The sequence below is a fragment of the Aeromonas sp. 95A genome (genome assembly GCF_051919235.1).
Lineage (GTDB): Bacteria > Pseudomonadota > Gammaproteobacteria > Enterobacterales > Aeromonadaceae > Aeromonas > Aeromonas veronii.
Genome location: NZ_JBQBFC010000001.1, coordinates 1365658 through 1388845 on the forward strand (window position 1 = coordinate 1365658; position 23188 = coordinate 1388845).

Below are 23188 nucleotides of genomic sequence, written 5' to 3' on the forward strand. Positions count from 1 at the left end.
TGACTGCTATCAGTTCAGTTCGGTGACGCGGCTGGTGCGCTTGCCATCGAAGCTGGTGGTACGCAGGTAAACCTTGCCATTCACGCTCGGCTTGGCCGCGGCATCATAGGCACTCCAGTTGGTACCGTCCAGGCTGTACTGAATGGGCAGACCCGGCAGGTCCACGTTCGCTTCCAGCACACCGTTCACTACCTTGGCGCCCGGTACGGAGAGGCGGTATTCAACACCGGCCTGATCCAGTTTCGGCAGCACGCGCTGACCCAGTACGTTGGCAAACTGGTTCCACTCTTTATTGAGGGTGGCCTTGTTGACAAACTTGGTCTCGCCGGAGAACTCGCGACCCTTCACATAGTTCAGCTCGAAGCCACCTTTGTGCCAGGCACGCTCAGCCACGGAGAAGATACGCGGGTAGACCATGTACTCGTACTGAGCATCGGTACGCACGGTTTCACTCCACTGCTGACCGGAGATCCCCTTGAACTTGACCGGATCCTGGTCACCCTTGGCCACGAAGGCGTTGCCGTCGCGGTCAACCGAGGTCTCGGCGTTCTGCGGCAGGTTTTCCGGGGCGAAGGCGAACACCTTGCGGGTGTCGTTGAAACGGGTTGCCCAGTAGTAGCCACGCTCGGCCGGGTGTACTTCGTTCGGGAAGTCGAAGTAGAGGTAATCCGGGTTGGACAGCACCACTTGGTAACCCTTGTGCGCCCACTTCATCGCTTCGTTGAAGCCACCCCAGTAGAGGGTTTCCCAGAAGTTGACACGGGTGTTGTCGGTGGCGAAGTCCTTGGCTCCGCTGGCGTACTTCAGACCATCTTCCCACGCCTGCAGGGTAGAGAAGCCGCGGTCTTTGACCATCTGGCCCACTTCCTTGGCGAAGTAAACCGGCAGCTCGCCCACTTCCTTGATCTTGCCTTCGTCGATCATCTTCTGGCACATCGGAGACTTGCCAAACGGCTTGTCCTGCTTGCTGGAGTCGACGTTGCCTTTCCAGGCGACCAGCTCTTCTTTCTTGGTGACGGCCGGATCCTGATAGCCACCACCCTGCATGATGTTCTTCGCCTCATCACCACCGTAGTGCCATGCGGTCAGCGGCTGACCGGCGGCCTGGTGCATCTGGGCAACTTCATCCATTACCTTGGCCACGAAGGTGGCAGCACCCGGCTGGCAAGGGTTGATGAAGGACATCTTGTCGTAGAACTGGACCGAGGTGACGTTGGAGGTGTCAGCCGGATCAGTCAGACGGAACTGGTTGGCTTCCGCTTCTTTGCCTTCCGCCATCAGACGCTTGTAGCGCGCTTCCATGGATACCACGGCAGCACGGGCGTGGGCCGGCATGTTGATCTCGGGGATCACGGTCACACCGCGGGCCTTGGCATAACGCACCAGATCCACGTAGTCAGACTTGCTGTAGAAACCGGAACCCTGGTTGTCGCTGGTCGGGCCGGAACCCAGTTGCGGCATCAGGCACTTGGTTTCGGACTCGTCGTGGCAACGCTGGCTACCGACCTGGGTCAGCTCCGGCAGACCCGGGATCTCCAGACGCCAGCCTTCATCGTTGGTCAGGCCAAGGTGCAGCACGTTGAGCTTCATGGCAGACATCTGGTCAACCAGCTTCTTCATGGTATCGAGACTGCGGAAGTGGCGGGCCACGTCGGTCTGCATGCCACGGTATTCAAAGCGCGGCGCATCCTCGACGGTCATCGGGCTCACCAGCTTGTCATCAACACCCAGCAGGGAGATCAGGGATTGTGCACCCCAGAATGCCCCGTCGATGTCGCGCCCCTGGATCACTGTGCCCTTCTGACCGATGGTCATGTCATAGCCTTCAGCCTGCTTGAGCTTGCTGCCGAGCTTGATGGTCACCGGGTAGCCGGTGTCGGAGAGGGTAACACCCAGCTTGGTCAGTTGAGCCTTCAGGGCCTCGGCGCGATCGCTCGGCAAGTCCAGGGCATTTAGCTTGATGGTAGAGAAGTCAACCTGCGGACCAGCCTTGACCACTTGCTTCATCGGGGTCGGCAGGATCTGGTTGTCAATCTTGCCAGCCGGCAGCAGGGTGCTGGTCTGGTTGGCCGCGAAACGGGTTTCGCTGTTCATCAGGATGTTCTTGTCATCCTTGGTGCGCTTCCAGCCATCGGCCGGCATCGGCTTCTCGTAGGTGCTGGCATCATTGATGTTGCTCATGCTGGCCAGTACTTTCGGCTCGGCACCTTCGCTGGCGACATACCAGTTCGGCATGATGTCAGATTCGAACAGTACCCAGTATTCCACCACCAGCGGCACTTCGACCGTAGCATCCTTGGCAAAGCCCTGGAACTTCTCGGTTGGCGTCAAACGATAGAGATCGCCGGTCAGGTGAGTGATGGTGAACTGGTCGTTATCCACACGCTGGATACGACGGATGGAGGAGACGTAGATGCTCCAGTCTTTGGAGGTCACGTCTGCACCGGTATTGGTCAGGTGCAGCTTGGCAACGCCACAGCTCGCCCACTCGGAACCGAGTGCCTGGCAATCGAGGCCGGCACCGGCACCGTCGTTGGTGACCACTTCATACTTGACCACCAGGTTGTTGGCGAGGGAGTCGACCACAGCCTGCTTGGCGGCATCGGCTGCCTGGACCTGGCTGACAAAAACGGTAGACATGGCAATGGCTAACAGAGAATGTTTCAAGTTCATAACTGCTGCTCTCATTTGAAGTAAAGGTTGGATTTTCTTGGCTTTTTTATATGGGGCCCCTGAGCGGGGCCCTTAGTTATGTCAACAATGGACTTAGACTTGAGGTGAGCGAGTCGCTCGATTAACGCAGGGCTTTCATCTCACCGGCGATGATTTCGGCCAATGGGCCCAGAATCACCTGCAGGTTCTGCTCACCGAGTTTGACCACACCGGCCGCGCCCAGGGCTTTCAGCTTGCGCTCATCGACGATGCTGCGGTCTTTCAGAGTCAGACGCAGACGGGTGATGCAGGCATCGATGGAGACCAGGTTCTCTTGACCACCCAGCACTTCCAGGTATTGCTTGGCCAGCTCGGTACGGTTGGTAGATTGAGCGGCAGCCGGAGCAGTATCTTCGTCATCTTCACGACCCGGGGTTTTCAGGTTCAGCTTGGCAATCACTACGCGGAACACGGTGTAGTAGAGGCCGAAGAAGACCAGACCCTGAGGGATCAGCATGTACCAGTTGGTCGCCAGCGGGTTACGGCTGGAGAGCACCATATCCACCAGACCGGCACTGAAACCGAAACCGGCCATCCACTGCATGGAGGCAGCGATGAACACGGAGATACCGGTCAGTACGGCGTGGATGACATACAGTACCGGCGCCACAAACATGAAGGAGAACTCGAGCGGCTCGGTAACACCGGTGAAGAAGGAGGCAAAGGCAGCTGCGATCATGATGGAAGCAACTTTCTCTTTGTTCTCTTTCTTGGCGGAGTGGTAGATGGCCAGAGCGGCACCCGGCAGACCAAACATCATGATGGGGAAGAAGCCAGCCTGGTACATACCGACCACGCCTTTCACCTGCTCCAGGCTCTTGCCAGCGGCCAGAGCGGCATCGATGGTAGCCTGACCACCCAGGAAGTTCGGGATGTCGTTGATACCGGCCACGTTGAACCAGAACACGGAGTTCAGGGCGTGGTGCAGACCGATCGGGATCAGCAGACGGTTGAAGAAGGCGTAGATACCGGCACCGGTTGAGCCCAGGCTCACGATGGACTCACCGAAGGAGACCAGACCACCGTAGATTGCCGGCCATACGGCCATCAGGATGAAGGATACGACGATCATCACCACGGAGGTTACGATCGGTACCAGACGACGACCGGAGAAGAAGGATAGTGCCTTGTGCAGCTCGACGCTGCTGAAGCGGTTGTACAGCTCAGCGGCGATAACACCACACAGGATACCCACGAACTGGTTGCTGATCTTGGCAAACGCGGCAGGAACCTGCTCCACCGGGATGCTCTTGATCTGGGCCACAGCGCCCGGGCTCAGCAGGGTGGTAACGACCAGGAAGCCGACCAGACCTGCCAGAGCAGCAGAACCATCTTTATCCTTGGACATACCGTAAGCAACACCGACTGCGAACAGTACGGACATGTTATCGATAATGGCTGCGCCCGCTTTAATCAGGAAGGCAGCCAGCGCACTGTCACCACCCCAACCATTCGGGTCAATCCAGTAGCCAACCCCCATCAGGATCGCGGCGGCAGGCAATACCGCTACCGGCACCATCAGGGCACGGCCGATCTTTTGCAAATAACCGAGAATGTTCACGGTTCCTCTCCTTAGTTAATGTTTTTCTAGAAATTAAGTGCTTATCACGTTTGACGCATAAGCCATCAAGGCTTGATTGGCAGTCTAGGGCTTTTATTTCGCTGCGCAAATTAATAAACCGATAATCGTGATCGTTATCACCCAAACAAGATAAAGGTGGTGGATAGATGTGGCTTAGTTCGCAATCTTTATTTACGCTATAAAACAACTTGAATCCGTCTTAGCCAATTGCCACCGCCAAACCGGTCGCAACCCGACACAGAGGTATCCCATATGCGCCTGATCCCGTTGAAATCTGCCAGCCAAGTAGGCCTGTGGTCTGCTCGTTACATCGTTGACCGCATCAACGCGTTCAAGCCGACCAGCGATCGCCCTTTCGTACTGGGCCTGCCCACCGGTGGCACCCCGCTCAACACCTACAAGCGCCTGATCGAGTTGCACAAAGCCGGTGAAGTGAGCTTCCAGAACGTGGTCACCTTCAACATGGACGAGTACGTCGGCCTGCCGGAAGATCACCCGGAGAGCTACCACAGCTTCATGCACAACAACTTCTTCAGCCACATCGACATTCGTCCCGAGAACATCAACATCCTCAACGGCAATGCCGAGGATCTGGTGGCCGAGTGCAAGCGCTACGAAGACAAGATCAAGTCCTATGGCAAGATCCACCTGTTCATGGGTGGCGTGGGTAACGACGGCCACATCGCGTTCAACGAGCCGGCCTCTTCCCTCTCCTCCCGCACCCGGGTCAAGACCCTGACCGAAGACACCCGCATCGCCAACTCCCGCTTCTTCGGTGGCGACATGGAGCAGGTGCCCAAGCTGGCCCTGACCGTGGGTGTCGGCACCCTGATGGATGCGGAAGAGATCATGATCCTGGTCACCGGTCACGGCAAGGCACTGGCCCTGCAGGCCGCCGTGGAAGGCAGCGTCAACCACATGTGGACCATCTCCACCCTGCAACTGCATCCGAAGGGAATGATGGTGTGCGACGAGCCCTCCACCATGGAGCTCAAGGTCAAGACCGTTCGCTACTTCCAGCAGCTGGAAGCCGCCAACATCGGCCGTCTGTAAGGAGTCGTCATGTACGCATTGACCAACTGCACCCTCTACACCGGCAGCTGCGTGCTGACCGGCTACGGGGTGCTTATCGAGGGCGACAAGATTGTCGCCATCTCTCACCTGGCCGAACTGCCTGCGGGCATCGAGCAGATTGACCTCAAAGGCGCCAACCTGACCGCCGGTTTTATCGATGTGCAGCTCAACGGCTGTGGCGGGGTGATGTTCAACACAGACATCACGGTCGAGACCCTGGCAACCATGCAGGCGGCCAACCTCAAATCCGGTACCACCAGCTTCCTGCCGACCCTGATCACCAGTCCGGATGCCGACATGAAGCAGGCCGTTGCGGTGACCCGTGACTACATGGCGGCACGCCCCAACGAGGTGCTGGGCGTCCATCTGGAAGGGCCTTATACCAACCTCAAGCGCAAGGGGATTCACCCTGCCGCGCAAATTCGCCAGCCAGCAGACGAGATGATCGACTTCTTCTGTGCCAACGCGGATGCCATCACCAAAATCACCCTGGCTCCGGAGCGCAACGAGCCGGCCCATATCCGCCGTCTGGTGGAAGCGGGCATTCTGGTCTCGGCCGGTCACACTGCCGCCAGTTACGATCAGGCGATGGCCGGGTTCGATAACGGTATTCGCTTTGCGACCCACCTCTACAACGCCATGACTCCGACCCTCAACGGTCGCGAGCCGGGCGTCGTGGGCGCCATCTACGATCGCAAGGATGTCTACGCGGGCATCATCGTCGATGGCCACCATGTGCACTGGGCCAACGTGCGTCTGGCTCACAAGGCGCTGGGGGAGCGACTGGTGCTGGTCACCGATGCCACTGCGGCAGCCGGAGCGCCGGAAGGCTTTGAGAAATTTGATTTTTGTGGCACCACCGTCTTTTTACGCGATGGTCAGTGTGTCGACGAGAATGGTACACTCGGCGGTTCCTCCCTCACCATGATTGAGGGGGTGGAAAATCTGGTCAAGCAGGTCGGATTACCGCTCGATGAAGCACTGAGAATGGCCAGCCTCTACCCCGCTCGCGCCATTGGATGGGACTCACGTCTCGGTAGTATCCAGGTCGGTAAAGTAGCCAACCTCACTGTCTTCGATCAGGACTTCACGGTCCGTGGGACCGTGGTTAACGGACACTACACACAACAGTGACATCATGACTGGCGGACAAATAGCAAACGTAGATCTTATCAAGCAGGTCAACAGTGCAGCCGTGTATCGGCTCATCGACCTGCAAGGCCCCATCTCCCGGGTCAAGATTGCCGAGTTGAGTCAGCTGGCCCCGGCCAGCGTGACCAAAATAACCCGGCAACTGATCGAGCATGGCCTGATCAAGGAGACCTCTCCGCAAGCCTCAACCGGCGGGCGGCGTGCCATCTCCCTGACAACCATCAAACATCGCTTTCAGTTTGTCTCTGCCAAGCTGGGCCGCGGCTACCTGCAACTGAGTCTCTATGACCTAGATGGCAAGGAGCTCGACCAGCACGTCATTCAGGTGACCGAGATCGACCAGCAACCCGTGGTCGACATGCTGCTGCGAGAGATTGGCGCCTTTATCGATGCCAACCGCGAACGCTGTCGCAACCTCATCAGCATCGCGCTGACCATGCCGGGTCTGGTCAACCCGGAATCCGGCATGGTCATCTACACCCCCAAGTACCAGATCCGTAATCTGGGGTTGGCGAAGCTGCTTGAGAACCACTTCAACCTTCCCTGCTACGTGGGCAACGACACCCGCTCTCTGGCACTGGCCGAACACTTCTTCGGCGAGTCCCGCGACTGCATGGACTCCATTCTGGTGAGTGTCCACCAGGGGACGGGCTCCGGGATCATCACCAAGGGTCAGGTGTTCCTCGGTCAGAACCGCAACGTCGGCGAGATCGGCCATATTCAGGTCGAGCCGCTCGGCAAGCGCTGCCACTGTGGCAACTTCGGCTGCCTCGAGACCATCGCCTCCAACGAAGCGATCATCGACAAGGTGAAGGAGCTCATCAGCCGCGGTCACCAGAGCGCACTGCAGGAGAAGCACATCACCATTCAGGAGGTGTGCAAGGCGGCACTGGCAGGTGATGAGCTGGCCCGCAGCGTGATCGAGAACGTGGGTGAGCATCTGGGACGGGCGGTGGCCATCACGGTCAACCTGTTCAACCCGCAGAAGGTGCTGATCGCCGGCGAAATCACCGCCGCCGAAGAGATCCTCTTCCCGGCAATTCGTCGCTGCGTCGAGCATCAATCCCTGCCGAGCTTCCACCGTGGCCTGCCCATTGTGAAAGCCCGCTTCCAGAACCAGCCGACCTATGGCGGCTTTGCACTGGTCAAGCGCGCTCTGCTGGAGGGGGATCTGCTGCAGATCATCATGGAGCAGAAGTAAGGCTCTGATCTTGCGAGATAACAAAACGGCAGCCAGTGGCTGCCGTTTTCTATTATGTGCTTGCTAGCGGTTTAGCCCGCCCGACATGGCTTGAACAGATCCAGCTTGTTGTCGTAAACACGGGTCTGCACATCCATGATCCCCAGCATGGAGTGAAAGAGGTTGTCATGGGAGAAGCGCTGGCTGCTCGCCTCCGCCGCCAGGCAACCCATATCCAGCTGGCGATCGGCCTGCAACTGGGGCGAGAACCAGGTCAGCAACGGCACCCGGGTCTGATCATCCGGCGCGAACTTGTATGGCGTGCCATGCAGATAGAGCCCCATGGCCCCGAGGGATTCACCGTGATCGGAGAGATAGACCAGTCCCACATCATACTGGCTCTCCAGCGACTTGAGCTTGTCTATCAGCAGCCCCACCACCTTGTCGGTGTAGCGGATGGTGTTGTCATAGGTGTTGACCAGCTCTTCGTTGCTGCAGTTTTCAATGTCACTACGCGGGCAGTCCGGCATAAAGGCGCGCTCGCTGGCAGGGTAACGACGGAAATAGGTCGGGCCATGGCTGCCCATCAGATGAAAGGCCACCAGCTTGTTGCCCTTCATGCCTGCAATCTGTTGATCCAGCCCCTCCAGCAGCACCTCGTCATAGCAAGACTCCCCCTGACAGAGCGCAGGATAGGATTTGGGGAGGATCTCGATGGTCGGCACATTGCGGCACACCCCTTTGCAGCCGCCATCGTTCTCTTTCCACAACACCGAGACTCCGGCATGTTGCAGCACATCGAGCAGGCCGTCACGGGAGCTGGCAAGCTGGTCATCGTAGCCACGGCGCGTGAGGTTGGAGAACATGCAGGGCACCGAGACGGCGGTGGCTGTACCGCAGGAGCGCACATTCCTGAACGACACCACCCCCTGCTCTTTTGCCGTAAAGCTGTTGGTCGCCTTGCCATACCCGTTAAGGGAGTAGTTCTGGCTGCGCGCCGTCTCCCCCACCACCAGGAACATCAAAGTCGGCTTGCTTCCCCGCGCCACCACCCTGGCATCTGTCCCCAGATGCTGGTAGGGGATCGGCGTGGCAAACAGCACATCCCGCCCATATTTGTAGAGGCCGTGCACATAGTTGGCAGGCACAATCTCTTTGGCCAGAGACTTGTTGTTGCGCCCGACCGAGGCGTAATCCTGATAGTAAAGTGACGCGACGCCCCCGATAAACAGCAGAGAGATAGCCAGTGCACCAGCCCGCAACGCCAACCCCTGATACCAGCGAGCCGGATAGCGGATCCGCAGTGACCAGAGCACCAGAACAGGCAGCAGCCCGGTCAGCAGAAACCAGAGCGCAACCGAGCCATTCAAATAGGCCCCCGCCTCACCACTGTTGGTCTCCACTATGTTCTGGATCATGCCTGCATCAAAGATGACGCCGTATTTGAGCATGGCGTAGCTGACGATGGAGCCAGTCAGAATGAGCACGGTAAAAAAGGGCTTGAGCACAAACCGGAACGTGAAGGGAATAAACACGGCATTGAGCGCCGCGATCAGCACCAGCGGGATCGAGATGGCAAATCCGGCTTTGACATGGGTCAGGGCGCTGAGCACCGTATAGAAATGCAAAAAGATTGGCCAGTTCAGTACCAGGGCGAAAAAGAGCACCAGCAACAGATTGGTCTGCAGTACACCGAGAGTTACACGCATAAACAACTCCTACATACCGGCCTGCAGCGCAGCGGGCCGGCCAAGCCAACAAAAACGACGGGGCCAGCGTAGGAAGTAAAACTTAAGCGCGAATTAAGAGGAGAAGCACGGCGCTCGTGCGCCCCATCACAGCACGGGGCGCTCCGCGGCCCCGAAATGGATTTTTAGTTGTCTATCCATCGGATTTTGCTAGCTTGTTGAGTAGGCATTCACGAAATGCAGGTTAACCGATGGCACTGATCCAAGCCTCGATAGAGCAATTGAGAGTAGGCCACTATATCCATCTCCCCACGGGATGGACTAACCACCCGTTTATGTTCAATACCTTCAAGATCAAGGATCAGCAGCAACTCGACATTCTCCGTCATCTTGATCTCACCCTGCTGATGGTCGACCCCGACAAGAGCGATCTGCCCATCGAGCCGCTGCTGCGCGGCGATATCCCGGATGCTGGGCCCGACCTTGACGAGCTGGAAGAGCTGATTGCCTCGGGCCCGCCCCCCTTTGACGAAAAGGCCTTTCGCCGCTCCATGCGCGCCGCTGACAAAGCCTTTGGCCAATCCATGAGCGAGCTGCGCGATGCACTCGGGGCACTCAACCTCAAACCGGATGAGGGGCTGGCCAATACCGCCCAGATTGTCCGCAATGCCGCCTTCACCCTCAGTCAGCATGAAGGGCCTCTCGGGCTCCACCTTATTCGCAGCCCCCACACCGATATCCTGCTGCAACACAGCCTCAACGTCGCCTTTATCGCCATGCTGATGGCGCGCGAACTCGGCATGAACCCCATCGAGATTGAGGAGACGGGACTTGCGGGACTTATCCACGACATCGGCGAACTGAAAATCCCGAGCCAGATCACCCAAAAACGGGGGGATCTCAACAAGGCCGAGCAGAACTTCCTCAATATGCATCCCCAGTACGGGCTGGAGATGCTGACCCAGCTCAACGCCTTTGAACCGAAAATCCGTCAGGTCGCCCATCTGCACCACGAGCGGCTCGATGGCAGCGGGTATCCGCTCGGGATCAAGGGCGGGGAGATCCCGCCACTGGCGCGGTTGATCGGGCTGGTCGACTTCTACGACGAGCTGCTCCATCCCCGCAACAGCGGCAACCCGGCCGCGCCAAGTCAGGCCATCAGCCAGCTCTACAAGTTATCCCAGAAGAAGTTCGACCAGAATCTGGTCAAGTTGCTTGTCAAGGTGCTGGGGGTCTATCCGCCGGGATCACTGGTGAAACTCTCCGACGAGAGCATCGCGCTGGTGCTCTCTACCGAACCCACCATGCCCCTCAAGCCGAAGATCCTGCCCTATATCAAGGCCCAGCGGCCGGAAGCCGTTGCCATGATCGATCTGCGGGAAGATGAACGCACCATCATTGCTTTTATCAAACAGGAAGAGCTGGATGAGGGACAACGGCAGTTCTTTAACCTGACCCGCCGCTTCTGCTACTACTTTGCATTCTGAGTTATCCCCAGAAGCTGGGGATAACTCATTGGACAAACCGGAATAATTGCTCAAACCCCCATCAGAAGGTTGCCAACTGACCATGTATAAAAAACGCCCAGCCAAGGGGCCGGGCGGAGCATGCCACCTCCGTGTGGCGTATCCAGCGGATACATTCATGCTCCATCCATCAATATCAACCCGCTGCCGCTTACACAAATATCAATTTAACATGCTGATTTAATATGGTTTTATCCACTTGTTCTGGCAAACTGACGGCCCGTTGCGCCCAGTTGGGCCAACAGAACAAGATCCTGATCACACTTATTCACGGGCTGGCTATTTTTTCAGCTGGCTTATGAGGAGCGTTTTTTATGCAGTTGGTCCTCTCCTTGCTGCAACAGATGAGCGTCAGCTTGGTGATCGCCTATCTCTTCTCGAAAAGCCCGCTGCTGCGCCCGCTTGCCAACTATTCAGTGAGATTACCTCACAAGATACTGATATACATCATCTTTTCCAGCTTTTGTATCCTCGGTACCTATGTAGGCCTCGATATCGACGATGCCATCGCCAACACCCGGGCGGTCGGCGCCGTCTTGGGGGGATTATTGGGGGGACCGCTGGTGGGCTTTCTGGTGGGGCTGACCGGCGGTCTGCACCGCTATACGCTGGGGGGATTTACCGATCTCGCCTGCGCCATCTCCACCACCTGCGAGGGGTTGCTCGGGGGCATAGTGCACTGGCGCCTGATGCGCTCGGGACGAACGGATGCCCTGTTTGAACCGCGCATCGCCTTTTTTACCACCCTCTACGCCGAGATCATGCAGATGGTCATCATCCTGCTGGTGGCGACCCCGTTCGACAAATCCCTGCTGCTGGTGCGCACCATCGCCACCCCGATGATTCTGGCCAACTCCTGCGGCGCGGCGCTCTTTATCAGCATGATCCGCGACCAGCAGCGGATGTATGAGAAGTTCTCCCGGGTCTTCTCCGCCAAGGCGCTCAATATCGCCAACCGCACCGTGGGGATCATGAGTCAGGGCTTTACCCCGGAGGCGAGCAACAAGATTGCCCGCATAATTCAGGAGGAGACCGGCGTGGGGGCTGTCGCCATCACGGACACCGAGCAGATCCTCGCCTTTATCGGCACCGGCGAAGATCACCATCTGCCGGGTACCCCCATTGCGTCAGCCATCACCATGCAGGCCATCGCCCAGAACAAGGTGCTGTTTGCCGATGGCAACAGCCAGCCCTATCGCTGCAGCCTCTCCTCCGCATGCCAGCTGGGCTCGGTGCTGGTGATCCCGCTGCAGGGGGACAAAGGAGTGATCGGCACCATCAAGCTCTACGAGCCGAAGAAGCGGCTGTTTCTCAAGATCAACCACACCCTGGGGGAAGGGATTGCCAACCTGCTGTCACAGCAGTTGCTGGCCGGTCGGCTGGAGCAGCATCAGCGGCTGCTGGTGCAGTCCGAGTTGAAACTTATCCAAGCCCAGATCAACCCCCACTTTCTGTTCAACACCCTCAACACCATCAGTGCCATCACCCGGCGCGATCCGGACAAGGCGCGGGATCTGCTGCTGCATCTTTCGCTGTTCTTTCGCAAGAACCTCAAACGCCAGAGCGGCCTTGCGACGCTGCTGGAGGAGCAGGAGCACTGCCAATCCTATCTGGAGATCGAGCTTGCCCGCTTTGGCGATCGGCTGACTGTGATAAACGAGATCCCGCCCCATCTGGCCACACTGCGACTGCCCAGCTTCACCCTGCAACCGCTGATCGAGAATGCCATCAAGCATGGCATCTCGACCCTGCTGGAGCAGGGGCGCATTCGCCTCTGGACCGAAGAGCATCCCACCAGCGTCACCATCCATGTGGAAGATAATGCAGGCACCTGGCAAGCACATCCCGCTGGCGACGGTCTGGGCATGACCATTGTCGACCGGCGACTGAAAAGCGCCTTTGGCGAACGCTATGGCGTGACGATTGCCTGCGAGCCTGAGCAGTGGACCCGGGTGTCGTTCACCATCCCCAAGGAGCAACCATGATCCGCACTCTGATAGTCGATGACGAACACTACGCCCGCGAAGAGCTGAGGCAGCAGCTTGCCTGCGATCCTGCCATCGAGATCGTGGGGGAAGCGGCCAATGCCATCGAGGCGCTGCCGCTTATTCAGCGCCTCAAGCCTGATGTGGTGTTCCTCGATATCCAGATGCCCAAGCTGAGCGGCATGGAGCTGGTCGCCATGCTCGACCCCCTGCCCCGCATCGTCTTTGTCACCGCCTTTGACGAATATGCCATTCAGGCATTTGAAGAGAACGCCTTCGACTACCTGCTCAAACCGGTGGAACCCGCGCGGCTCGCCAAGACCCTCGCTCGCCTCAAGCAGGATATCTCCCCGCAGCCCATCGAGCGGCTGGCCCCCACCATCGAACATATTCCGGGCTATCTGCACAATCGGGTCAGGCTGCTGCCCATCGCGCAGGTGGAGTATGCCTTCTCCGATCTGGGCGGGGTCCATGTGGCCTGCCAGGGCGAGCTGTTCCACACCCAGCTCACCCTCAAATCGCTGGAAGAAAAGAGCCCGCTGCTGCGCTGCCACCGCCAGTATCTGGTCTCCCCCAACGCCATCTTCGAGATCCGGCTGCTGGATAACCAGCTGGCAGAGATTGTCACCCCGAGCGGCGCCCGGGTGCCGGTCAGTCGTCGCTATCTAAAGGAGCTCAAAGATCAACTGGGGCTGGACTGAGCCGCGGAGTGTGCGCCTGATCACAGCCGCCGACCGCTCGGCGCGCCAAAGCGCCGCTCGGGGAGTTTCACCTGCCAGCCAGGCGCAACCGTTTTAGACTCGCTCTGCACACTAAAAAATAACAATGCAGGAGCGTAGCAATGATCTGGTTCTTCCTCTGTGTCGGCTTACTTGTGGCCGGCTACTTCATATACGGCAAATTCATCGAACGGATATTCAGCCCGAAACCCGAGCTGAAAACCCCCGCCATCACCATGGCTGACGGGGTGGACTATGTCCCCATGTCGGACAAGAAAGTCTATCTGGTTCAACTGCTCAACATCGCAGGTGTCGGCCCCATCTTCGGCCCCATCCTGGGTGCCCTCTACGGCCCGGTCGCCATGCTCTGGATCGTCTTTGGCTGCATCTTCGCCGGTGCGGTACATGACTACTTCTCCGGCATGCTGTCGGTGCGCGCCAAGGGTGCCTCGGTGCCAACCGTGGTCGGTGAGCATCTGGGCACCGCTGCCAAGCACTTCATGAACCTGTTTGCCGTGGTGCTGCTGATGCTGGTGGGCGTGGTATTCGTGCTGAGCCCGGCAGGGCTGCTCGCCAACCTCACCTCCACCGATCTGGTCTACTGGATTGTGGCAATCTTTGCCTACTACATCCTCGCGACCATAGTGCCCATCGACAAGATCATCGGCCGCTTCTACCCCATCTTCGGCGCCCTGTTGGTCTTCATGTCGGTCGGCCTCATCGTTGGCCTGATCGCCTCCGGCAAAGGCTTCTACAACACCGGGATGGACTTCTCCAACCTGCACCCGACCGAGCTGCCACTGTGGCCGCTGCTCTTCATCACCATCGCCTGTGGCGCGGTATCAGGCTTCCACGCCACCCAGTCACCACTGATGGCGCGCTGCATGCAGAACGAAAAATCTGGCCGTTTCATCTTCTACGGTGCAATGATCGGTGAAGGGATCATCGCCCTTATCTGGTGCACCCTGGGTCTCTCCTTCTACGACAGCACCGAAGCACTCAACGCTACCATGGCCAACGGCGGCCCGGCAGCCGTGGTACACGAAGTCTCCACCAGCCTGCTCGGCACAGTCGGCGGCATTCTGGCCATCCTCGGCGTGGTGATCCTGCCCATCACCTCCGGTGACACCGCGTTTCGCAGTGCTCGCCTGATCGTGGCGGACTTCCTGAAGATGACCCAGAAGCCGCTGGCCAAGCGTCTGCTGATCGCCATCCCCATGTTCATCCTTGGTTTTATCATCTCCAAGGCTGAATTCGGGGTGATCTGGCGCTACTTCGGCTGGGCCAACCAGACCACCGCCGTCATCATGTTGTGGGCTGCGGCTGCCTACCTCATCAAAGAGGGCAAGCTGCACTGGATCTGCACCATTCCCGCCATGTTCATGACTGCTGTCGTGATCACCTATCTGGCCAACGCCCCCATCGGGTTCGGGCTGGAGATGGGGACCTCCACCATTATCGGCCTGACTGCAACGGCGGCCATTACCGTGGCCTTCCTGATGAAGTTCCGCCAGCCGCTGGTCAGCAGTACCAGCGAAGGGTAAAAACAGCAAAAAATGCAGCGAAAGCAGCACAAAAAAGGCGCCTGATGGCGCCTTTTTTAATGACAAAAAGACTAATAATGCAACTATTGAACGGCTTCAGCTTCAATACAGCGAATAGCTTTAAGATTCCGGACGAACTGACGATAAATATGTGATTCTTAATTGCTTTAGTGCTTGTTGGAACCAATGATTAAGCTGTGCGTCATGCCAGTGGAGGTTATAAATGGCCCTTGATTATTTTGCACTTGGTCTGCTCGTCTTTGTCGGACTGGTCATTTTTTATGGAGTCATCGTTATCCACGATATTCCTTACGAGATTGCCAAACATCGGAATCACCCTCATCAGGATGCCATTCACGTGGCAGGTTGGGTCAGCCTGTTTACCCTGCATGTGCTGTGGCCCTTCCTCTGGATCTGGGCAACCATCTATCGCCCCGATCGCGGCTGGGGCTTTAGCCAGCGGCTGCAAAAAGATGAAGAGGAGCTGGCGGCCCTCAAGCAGGAGTTGGCGGATCTGAAGAGCCGTATCAACACTATCGAACAGAGTGAGCAACAGGGATAAACCATGGACCTGCTACTGATCCTGACCTACACGGCGCTGTGTGTCGCCATATTCAAAATCTTCCGCATCCCACTCAACAAGTGGACCGTCCCCACCGCAGCACTGGGCGGCGTGCTGCTCATCGGCACCCTGATCATGCTGATGAACTACAACCACCCCTACTCCGAGATGGCGCGCAACTACTACGTCTCCACCCCCATAGTGCCGCTGGTCAAGGGCCGGGTCGTTGAGGTTCCGGTGCAGGCCAACCAGCCGGTGAAAAAAGGCGACGTGCTGTTTCGCCTCGATGACGAACCGTTCCGCCTGAAAGTGGAGAGCCTCACCGCACGGGTCGAATCCAACCGCGAGCACCTCAAGTCCATTGAGGCAAGACTGCGCTCCGCCAGGCTGGATCGGGATCGCGCCAGCGACCTGATGCGCCGTGGCGTGGGCAAGCAGCGCGACCTCGACGTCACCCAGGCCAACGTGGACGACATCGTGGCCCAGATTGACCAGCAGAAAGCCACCCTGAACGATCTGCAAGCCCAGCTGATGGAAGCCAAGTACCAGCAATCACAAACTGTGGTCTATGCCCCGAGCGATGGCCATGTGGTGCAGTTGGCCCTGCGCCCCGGCATGATCGCCACCCCCTTCATGTATCGTCCGGTGATGACCTTCATCCACAAGGATGACACCGCCTACGTCGGCTGGTTCTGGCAGAACAGCATGCAGCGACTGGCGGTGGGTGATGAGGCCGAAGTGGTGATCGATGGCGTACCCGGCAAAATCTTCAAAGGCAAGGTGACCGCCGTGGTTCCGGCCATTGCAGCCGGTAACGTGCAGGCCAACGCCGGTCTGCTGGATCAGACCACGGCGGTGCGTCCGGGTCGCCTGCCAGTAGTCATCTCCATTACCGACCCCGAGTGGGCCAAGTATCAGATGATTGCCGGTGCCAGTGGGCAGGCCGCGGTCTACACCCAGTACTTCCACCATGTATCTGTGATGCGCAAAGTGCTGCTGCGCATGGCAAGCTGGATGAACTACATCTTCCCGTTCCATTGATCAGCAACCAAGCACCCTGCGGGTCGGCATCATGCCGGCCCGCTGTTTTTGTGGCAGCAAGCACCCTATAATGGCGCCACCCTGCGCCGCACCATGCCCAAACGCCACGCCCCCATGTTCGTTCTCAGACCCTATCAGACCGACGCCGTCAACGCCGTGATCAACCACTTTCGCAAACACCCGGATCCCGCCGTGGTGGTGCTGCCCACCGGGGCTGGCAAGAGTCTGGTGATCGCCGAACTGGCCCGCAAGGCACGCGGTCGGGTGCTGGTGCTGGCCCACGTCAAGGAGCTGGTGGAGCAGAACCACGCCAAGTACGAGGCGTGGGGGCTCAAGGCCGACATATTTGCTGCCGGCCTGGATCGCAAGGAGGCAAACGCCCAGGTGGTGTTCGGCTCGGTGCAGTCGGTCGCCCGCAATCTGGCGGCCTTCGACGGGGCCTTTTCGCTGCTCATCATCGATGAGTGCCATCGGGTCTCGCTCGATGACGATAGCCAGTACCATCAGGTGATCGACCACCTCAAGGCCGCCAATCCCGCCCTCAAGATCCTCGGCCTCACCGCCACCCCCTATCGGCTCGGGCTGGGCTGGATCTACCGGCGCCACTACCACGGCATGGTCAAGAGCCACGGCGAGCGGCTGTTTGGCGACTGCGTGTTCGAGCTGCCCTTGCGTTTTATGGTGAAAAACGGCTACCTGACGCCACCGCGCATGGTGGATGCTCCCATCGTCCACTACGACTTCAGCAAGCTGGTGGCTCGGGAGAACGGCCTCTTTAGCGAGGCGGATCTCAACGGTGAGCTCAAGCGCCAGCAGCGGGTCACCCCCCATATCCTGAGTCAGGTGCTGGAGTATGCTGCCGACCGGCAGGGGGTAATGATCTTCGCCGCCACTGTCGAACATGCCCGCGAAATTCACGGCCTGCTGGGCGCCAGAGGGGAGCAGGCGGCCCTTATCACTGGCGAGACCCCGGGGCCGGAGCGCGATGCCCTCATCAACGCCTTCAAGGCGCGCGAACTCAAGTTTCTGGTCAACGTGGCGGTGCTCACCACCGGCTTCGATGCCCCCCATGTCGATCTTATCGTGATGCTCAGGCCCACCGAGTCGGTCTCGCTCTATCAGCAGATTGTGGGGCGGGGCCTGCGCCTCTCGCCGGGCAAGACAGATTGTCTGGTACTCGACTATGCGGGCAACAACTTCAATCTGTTCGCCCCCGAAGTGGGGGAGCCCCGCCCCCACGCCGGTACCGAGCCGGTGCAGGTACCCTGCCCCGCCTGCGGTTTTGCCAACACCTTCTGGGGCAAGACCGACGAGGATGGCAAGGTGATCGAGCACTACGGCCGCCGCTGTCAGGGGCTGTTTGAAGATGACGAGGGCAACCGCGAGGAGTGTGACTACCGCTTTCGCGCCAAGATCTGCCCCGGCTGCGGCGCGGAGAACGACATCGCCGCCCGCCGCTGCCAGAGCTGCGATCAGCTGCTGGTGGACCCTGACGACAAGCTCAAAGAGGCGCTCAATCTCAAGGATTGCATGGTGATCCGCTGTGCCGGGCTCACCTTTACCGCAGGGCGCGGCAAACAGGGGGAGCGGCTGGAGGTGACCTACCACGATGAGGATGGGCTGACCCTCAGTGAATACTTCGGATTTCACTCCCCGGGCGCACGGCGCTTGTTTCAACAGCACTTTGTGCGTCATCATTGGCCCGCCCCGGGGCTGGAGCCCGAATTTACCACCCTGGCGAGCGTGCTGGCCGCGCAAAGCCAGTTCCGTCATCCGGATTTTGTCATCGCCCGCAAATCGGGTCGCTTCTGGCAGATAAAAGAGAAAATTTTTGATTATGAGGGTCGCTATCGCACCGCCAACTCGATGACATGATGGCGACCGGCATACATGGCATGAATTGCATTACCCCCGTCGATCCTGCATCGGCGGGTTGAATTATCAGGGTCGGCACCACTGCCGGGCCCTTCGTCACGTTAGAGGATGTTATGCAGCGGCTGTTGATTGGTTTTTGTGCTCTCTTTTCTTCTCTGGCGGCTCACGCCGCCCCGCTGACGCCCCCTCAGGGTGGCCAGTACGCCATCATGGTGCAGGGCAATAACGGCGTCGAGTTCGCCCGCCACGCCGATCAGATGATCGCCCCCGCCTCCACCATGAAGGTGCTCACCGCGCTGGCGGCCCGCCTCGAGCTGGGTGCCGACTTCCGCTTCGCCACTGACATTCAGGCCCAACCTGGTGCCAAACAGGGTGACACCATCAACGGCGATATCTGGATCAACTTCGTCGGCGACCCCACCCTCTCCCGCATGGATCTGCTGGCCCTGTTCAAACAGCTCGGTGTCACCAGCATCAAGGGCAATGTCTACGTCAACACCGGCGCCTACAACGGCTACGAGCGCGGCAACGGCTGGTCGTGGGGGGATCAGACCCTCTGCTTCGCAGCGCCCGTCTCCTCGGTCATCATCGACAAGAACTGCGCCTACGGCACCATCACTGCCACCCAGATTGGCAAACCGGCAGTCGGCAACGTGGCCACCGGCGTCCCCATCGGCATCGGTGCCGACAACGTGGAGGTGATGAGCTATGGCGACATGGCACGCCAGTTCTGCGCACTGGAAGTGGACATGGCCAAGGGAAACTTCTACGAGCTCAAGGGCTGCATCACCCCGAACAAGGAGCCGCAGGGGCTGCGTTTCGCCATCCACGACGTGGAAGCCTGGGGCTGGGACAACATCCGCTGGGCGATGAACCGTGCCGGTATCAAGCATGATGGCCTGCTGCGGGTCACCCACAAGGCCCCTGAAGGGGCTGAGACCCTCGGCACCCACTACTCGGTCTCCCTGCCGGTGATGCTCGCCAAGATGCTGAAGAAATCGGACAACCTCTATGCCGATACCTTCCTCAAAACCGTGGGCCGTCACTACTACAACAAGCCGGGCAGCTATCGCAGCGGCACCATGGCAGTGCGCGCCATCCTGACCAAGAACGGCATCGATCTGGGCAATGCCACCCTGGCTGACGGCTCCGGTCTCTCCGCTCACAATCTCATCAGCGCCCGTCAGATGATGTCGGTGCTGAACTTCATCCAGAAAAATGATGCCGAACTTGGCCTGATCAAGCTGCTGCCAAGCTCTCAGGTGGATGGCACCCTGGCGTGGCGCCGCAGCGTCACCGCCCCCATGATGAAGAACAAGGTGCACGCCAAGACCGGTACCATCACCGGCACCTCCAATCTGGTGGGCTTTATCGACACGGCAGGCGGCCAGCGCAAGGCGTTCGTGATGTTCCAGCGCGGCCTGTCCAAGATCCGGCCACCCATGAGCGCTACCGTGCCAGCAAGGCGCCGTGGCCCTGGACTGTATTCGAAAAGGGGGTGCTGGAGAGCATCTATCAGCAGCAGCCGATCCAGATCGCCGATGAGAGCTGATCCAATAGGCCCGCTCGAATCACGGTATCGATAATTTCGGCTTCAAGTCGCCACGAGGCAGGGCTATGCTGTTGCCTGCCTCATATCAACGGCCATACATAAACGGCTTAAAAAACGGAGAGAAAATATGTTTGCAGTGATTTTTGGTCGCCGGGTTGCCCCTACTGTGTCCGTGCCGTACAGATCGCCGAGCAGCTGACCGAACAGCGCGATGACTTCAAATTCCGCTACGTGGATATCCATGCAGAAGGCATCACCAAAGAAGATCTGGCCAAGAGCGCCGGCAAGCCGGTCAACACCGTGCCGCAGATCTTCCTGGACGAGCAGCACATCGGTGGCTGCACCGATTTCGAAGCCTACGCCAAAGCGAATCTGGGTCTCTACCAGTAATGCCTGCGGGTCATCCCGAGCGGGTTGACCGCCAGAGCGTATAAAAAAATCCGGCGCCATCAGGCGCCGGATTTTTTTATTAGCGGAACTCGCACCATCCCTTGTCAGGAAGTCACAGACTGGGGTCAGGGAGTCACAGACTGGGCGGCAAAGCGCGCAATGATGGGGTTGTGATCCGAGCTGTCGGTGGCCGGTGAGCTCACCTCGACCAAATCCAGATTGCGGTAGTAGAGGTGATCCAGCGGGCGACCGAAGGCAGTGCGGCGCAAATCAGGCATCGGCACGGCCTCTTGCAGCCCCAGCTCGTCCACCAATTTGCTTAACCAGAACTGACGTTTGTCGCTCCAAGTATTGAAATCACCGGCCAGGATCACCGGCCCCTGATGGCGGCGCACCAGCGCAGTCAAATCGTTGAGCTGCTCGCGGAAGGTCGCCATCCCCAGCTCGAAATTGACCGCATGGATATTGATCACCATGACGCCGTCAGGATCGCCCTGCAGCGGATAGAGGCTCACCAGCCCGGATTTGGGAATGCGCAGCAAAGGCTCGGGGGAGCGCACGCCACAGACGAACGCCTGCGGAGTCTTGGCCACCGTCATCACCCCGAACGACACGCCGCCCTGGGTGAAGGCTTGCAGCTGTTGCCACTGGAAATCACCGGCGCGCAGCCAGTCGAGCATATCGGGACGGGTGGCCGACTCTTGCAGCAGCACCAGATCCTGCCCCTTGGCATAACTGTCCATCCCTTCGCGCCAGTTCTTGCGCTGGCCCTTGTAGAGATTCCACACCGTCACCCCGAACTCACGGGGCAGCGCCGTGGTCGCCAACGCTACCAGCGGCGGACGCTGGCAGTCGAGTCCCGGCACAATCCCTTGAGCTGTGACCAGATGGTTCTGATCCGGCACCTCAAAACAACCTACCAACCCCAGGGTCAGCAGGGAGGTGCCAAGAATGCGATAACTATTTTTCATTGGCTAACAACCGCCCGCCTTTGCTTTTTGTTGCGACCATCACAAACGTCATCCACGCCGACTAAGCTGATAGTCCCTGTTCCACCCAACCAGAAGGAACCTGGCAATGGCGAGAGAACTTCGGTATTGCGTGACGTTTTATGATCAACAAGGAAATTGTCATCAAGTGGAGCTTGCCACCGTCTATCAGATAAGACGGGACCCTCAATGCGATCTCTGCCTGTTTGACACCCTGCAATATGTGGGCTCGGAAGAGATGCTGGAACGCATGATACGGCAAAAAACCGGGCTTGAGCAGGAAATATCCATCATCAATGCCCGGCTGATTTAATCAGGCACTCACCGGAACCGGGCGGGATTTGCCCTGTTCGTCGATGGCGACATAAGTGAAGATCCCCTCGGTCACGCAGTAACGCTGGGCATCGTTTTCCCGCAGTACCGGCTTGACCCACACCTCCAGCTTGAGCTTCATGGAGCTGCGGCCGATCTTCATGCAGCGGCCGTAGCAGCAGACCACATCGCCCACCTTGACCGGACTGTGAAAGGTCATGCCTTCGACGGATACGGTACAAATACGTCCTTTTGCCAGCTCCTTGGCCATAATGCCCCCACCTATATCCATCTGGGACATGATCCAGCCACCAAAGATGTCGCCATTGGGGTTGGTATCGGCTGGCATTGCCAGGGTTCTCAGCAACAACTCCCCATCGGGGTGACGTTTTGTATCTACCATCATTACCGCCTCTCTCTCATGGATGGCGGCATGATAGGGGGCGATCACCCCCTTGGCAAACCTCAATTGCCCAAGGCGGCGAGCTCGGCAAACCAGTGGGCCGGATCGGGCCAGCGATAGTTGAATCCCATCTGCTGGCAAATCAGCTGACCGTCGATGGGCTGAAATTCACCGGCAGGCTCGATAAAGACCGGCACAGGCAGCCCCTGCTGACGCGCCGCAAAGGGGTAAAACTGCTCGCGGCGCGGATGCACAGGCGCACTCAGATTGAAGACATCCCCGCCCTTGCCCCGCTCCAGCAGCAGCATGCAAGCCGCCACCACATCGTCCAGATGGACCAGATTGACCGACTGGGCGCCGCCATCCAGGGTCTTGCCCGCCAGGAAACGACCGGGATGGCGATCCGGGCCATAAAGGCCGGAGGGGCGCACTATCATCACTGCCTCGAAACCGGCCGCCAGCACCGCCTGCTCCGCCGCCAGCATCCGCTCACCACGGGCATGGCGCGGTTGGGGCTGTTCACCCTCCTGCTGCCCCGCCCCCCACACCGAGGTGGCGCTGACAAACAGCACCCGCCGGGTGCCGCTCGCTTTGGCCAACGCGCAGGCCTTTGCCACCGCCTGCGGATAGTCATCGGTCTTGCTGGGCGGCACACAAATAACCAGCGATTCGCAGGGGATAGGCCACGCATCCGACATATGGGCAGAAATCGTCAGCGGATGAGCAGCGATCCCCTCCCCCTGCAAACGGGCCGCTTTTTCGGCGCTGCTGACCGTCACCGCCACCTGCTTGCCAGCCGCCAGCAGGGCCCGCGCCAGCGGCAGCCCCAGCCAACCCGCCCCCAGAATGCCGATCGTCCCGGCGATATGTTGTTCTGTCATGGTCCCTTCTCCTGCTTGACG

At 58.9% G+C, this 23188-nt stretch carries 17 protein-coding genes and 2 pseudogenes; 13 read left to right on the plus strand and 6 right to left on the minus strand.

The annotated features are described in order from the left end of the window. Positions 1–9: 9 nt before the first annotated feature. Both ACTG2U_RS05940 and nagE read right to left on the minus strand, forming a co-directional pair. Complete coding sequence (locus ACTG2U_RS05940) at positions 10–2673, minus strand: beta-N-acetylhexosaminidase (protein ID WP_005334304.1); 2664 nt, start codon at positions 2671–2673, stop codon at positions 10–12. 121 nt (positions 2674–2794) lie between these two features. Further along, positions 2795–4273: an N-acetylglucosamine-specific PTS transporter subunit IIBC gene (gene nagE, locus ACTG2U_RS05945; RefSeq protein WP_021231106.1), complete on the minus strand. Its 1479-nt coding sequence runs from the start codon at positions 4271–4273 to the stop codon at positions 2795–2797. Positions 4274–4546: 273 nt separating this feature from the next. On the opposite strand from nagE, the gene nagB reads away from it, so the two are divergent. From nagB to nagC, 3 genes are read left to right on the plus strand one after another with little or no spacing between them, the layout of a single operon-like run. Beyond that, positions 4547–5347, plus strand: coding sequence for a glucosamine-6-phosphate deaminase (gene nagB / locus ACTG2U_RS05950; protein WP_005334308.1), 801 nt, complete (start codon positions 4547–4549; stop codon positions 5345–5347). 9 nt (positions 5348–5356) lie between these two features. Beyond that, positions 5357–6502, plus strand: coding sequence for an N-acetylglucosamine-6-phosphate deacetylase (gene nagA, locus ACTG2U_RS05955; RefSeq protein WP_439974200.1), 1146 nt, complete (start codon positions 5357–5359; stop codon positions 6500–6502). Positions 6503–6506: 4 nt separating this feature from the next. Next, positions 6507–7721, plus strand: a complete 1215-nt coding sequence (gene nagC, locus ACTG2U_RS05960; RefSeq protein ID WP_005334312.1) for a DNA-binding transcriptional regulator NagC — start codon at positions 6507–6509, stop codon at positions 7719–7721. Positions 7722–7792: 71 nt separating this feature from the next. Here the strand turns inward: nagC and ACTG2U_RS05965 are convergent, their stop codons facing one another. Next, positions 7793–9409, minus strand: coding sequence for a phosphoethanolamine transferase (locus tag ACTG2U_RS05965; protein WP_267528560.1), 1617 nt, complete (start codon positions 9407–9409; stop codon positions 7793–7795). Positions 9410–9639: 230 nt separating this feature from the next. Here ACTG2U_RS05965 and ACTG2U_RS05970 point away from each other — a divergent pair, with 230 nt between their 5' ends. The 9 genes and pseudogenes from ACTG2U_RS05970 (at position 9640) to ACTG2U_RS06010 (ending at position 20582) form a co-directional block, all read left to right on the plus strand. After that, on the plus strand, positions 9640–10875 hold the full coding sequence (locus tag ACTG2U_RS05970) for an HD-GYP domain-containing protein (RefSeq protein WP_439974201.1): 1236 nt from the start codon (positions 9640–9642) through the stop codon (positions 10873–10875). A 353-nt stretch (positions 10876–11228) separates the two neighbouring features. Continuing rightward, a complete protein-coding gene (locus tag ACTG2U_RS05975) occupies positions 11229–12899 on the plus strand; it encodes a LytS/YhcK type 5TM receptor domain-containing protein (protein WP_439974202.1) in 1671 nt (556 codons plus the stop codon). Then, entirely contained in the window at positions 12896–13600 is a 705-nt protein-coding gene (gene btsR / locus ACTG2U_RS05980) for a two-component system response regulator BtsR (protein WP_005350523.1), read from the plus strand. Before ACTG2U_RS05975 ends, btsR begins: the two co-directional genes overlap by 4 nt. A 140-nt stretch (positions 13601–13740) precedes the next feature. Next, the gene (locus tag ACTG2U_RS05985) at positions 13741–15162 is read left to right on the plus strand and encodes a carbon starvation CstA family protein (protein WP_005350521.1); all 1422 of its coding nucleotides are present in this window, start codon (positions 13741–13743) and stop codon (positions 15160–15162) included. Between the two features lie 223 nt (positions 15163–15385). Continuing rightward, positions 15386–15724 (plus strand): DUF3302 domain-containing protein, encoded by a 339-nt coding sequence (locus ACTG2U_RS05990; protein ID WP_005337862.1) that lies wholly within the window; start codon positions 15386–15388, stop codon positions 15722–15724. A gap of 3 nt (positions 15725–15727) precedes the next feature. Beyond that, positions 15728–16765, plus strand: coding sequence for an HlyD family secretion protein (locus ACTG2U_RS05995; RefSeq protein WP_144712432.1), 1038 nt, complete (start codon positions 15728–15730; stop codon positions 16763–16765). A 114-nt stretch (positions 16766–16879) separates the two neighbouring features. Then, positions 16880–18640 (plus strand): DEAD/DEAH box helicase, encoded by a 1761-nt coding sequence (locus ACTG2U_RS06000; protein ID WP_429011984.1) that lies wholly within the window; start codon positions 16880–16882, stop codon positions 18638–18640. 113 nt (positions 18641–18753) lie between these two features. Continuing rightward, positions 18754–20192, plus strand: a pseudogene (gene dacB / locus ACTG2U_RS06005) (D-alanyl-D-alanine carboxypeptidase/D-alanyl-D-alanine endopeptidase). 127 nt (positions 20193–20319) lie between these two features. Further along, a pseudogene (locus ACTG2U_RS06010) lies at positions 20320–20582 on the plus strand (GrxA family glutaredoxin). 125 nt (positions 20583–20707) lie between these two features. Here ACTG2U_RS06010 and ACTG2U_RS06015 read toward each other — a convergent pair. Beyond that, positions 20708–21553 (minus strand): endonuclease/exonuclease/phosphatase family protein, encoded by an 846-nt coding sequence (locus tag ACTG2U_RS06015; RefSeq protein ID WP_439974203.1) that lies wholly within the window; start codon positions 21551–21553, stop codon positions 20708–20710. 106 nt (positions 21554–21659) lie between these two features. On the opposite strand from ACTG2U_RS06015, the gene ACTG2U_RS06020 reads away from it, so the two are divergent. Then, a complete protein-coding gene (locus tag ACTG2U_RS06020) occupies positions 21660–21884 on the plus strand; it encodes a hypothetical protein (RefSeq protein WP_042061420.1) in 225 nt (74 codons plus the stop codon). On the opposite strand, the gene yciA is transcribed toward ACTG2U_RS06020, so the two are convergent. Together yciA and ACTG2U_RS06030 are read right to left on the minus strand one after the other, a co-directional pair. Then, on the minus strand, positions 21885–22289 hold the full coding sequence (yciA, locus tag ACTG2U_RS06025) for an acyl-CoA thioester hydrolase YciA (RefSeq protein ID WP_005337875.1): 405 nt from the start codon (positions 22287–22289) through the stop codon (positions 21885–21887). 59 nt (positions 22290–22348) lie between these two features. Beyond that, positions 22349–23167 (minus strand): NAD-dependent epimerase/dehydratase family protein, encoded by an 819-nt coding sequence (locus ACTG2U_RS06030; protein WP_279504201.1) that lies wholly within the window; start codon positions 23165–23167, stop codon positions 22349–22351. Positions 23168–23188 lie beyond the last annotated feature (21 nt).

Coding starts and splice junctions, on each gene's coding strand:
- btsR (WP_005350523.1), top strand. CDS start 12,896: ATGATCCGCACTCTGATAGTCGATGACGAACACTACGCCCGCGAAGAG.
- ACTG2U_RS06015 (WP_439974203.1), bottom strand. CDS start 21,553: ATGAAAAATAGTTATCGCATTCTTGGCACCTCCCTGCTGACCCTGGGG.
- ACTG2U_RS06020 (WP_042061420.1), top strand. CDS start 21,660: ATGGCGAGAGAACTTCGGTATTGCGTGACGTTTTATGATCAACAAGGA.
- yciA (WP_005337875.1), bottom strand. CDS start 22,289: ATGATGGTAGATACAAAACGTCACCCCGATGGGGAGTTGTTGCTGAGA.
- ACTG2U_RS05940 (WP_005334304.1), bottom strand. CDS start 2,673: ATGAACTTGAAACATTCTCTGTTAGCCATTGCCATGTCTACCGTTTTT.
- ACTG2U_RS05970 (WP_439974201.1), top strand. CDS start 9,640: ATGGCACTGATCCAAGCCTCGATAGAGCAATTGAGAGTAGGCCACTAT.
- ACTG2U_RS06000 (WP_429011984.1), top strand. CDS start 16,880: ATGTTCGTTCTCAGACCCTATCAGACCGACGCCGTCAACGCCGTGATC.
- ACTG2U_RS05965 (WP_267528560.1), bottom strand. CDS start 9,409: ATGCGTGTAACTCTCGGTGTACTGCAGACCAATCTGTTGCTGGTGCTC.
- ACTG2U_RS05990 (WP_005337862.1), top strand. CDS start 15,386: ATGGCCCTTGATTATTTTGCACTTGGTCTGCTCGTCTTTGTCGGACTG.
- ACTG2U_RS05975 (WP_439974202.1), top strand. CDS start 11,229: ATGCAGTTGGTCCTCTCCTTGCTGCAACAGATGAGCGTCAGCTTGGTG.
- nagC (WP_005334312.1), top strand. CDS start 6,507: ATGACTGGCGGACAAATAGCAAACGTAGATCTTATCAAGCAGGTCAAC.
- ACTG2U_RS05985 (WP_005350521.1), top strand. CDS start 13,741: ATGATCTGGTTCTTCCTCTGTGTCGGCTTACTTGTGGCCGGCTACTTC.
- ACTG2U_RS06030 (WP_279504201.1), bottom strand. CDS start 23,167: ATGACAGAACAACATATCGCCGGGACGATCGGCATTCTGGGGGCGGGT.
- nagB (WP_005334308.1), top strand. CDS start 4,547: ATGCGCCTGATCCCGTTGAAATCTGCCAGCCAAGTAGGCCTGTGGTCT.
- nagA (WP_439974200.1), top strand. CDS start 5,357: ATGTACGCATTGACCAACTGCACCCTCTACACCGGCAGCTGCGTGCTG.
- ACTG2U_RS05995 (WP_144712432.1), top strand. CDS start 15,728: ATGGACCTGCTACTGATCCTGACCTACACGGCGCTGTGTGTCGCCATA.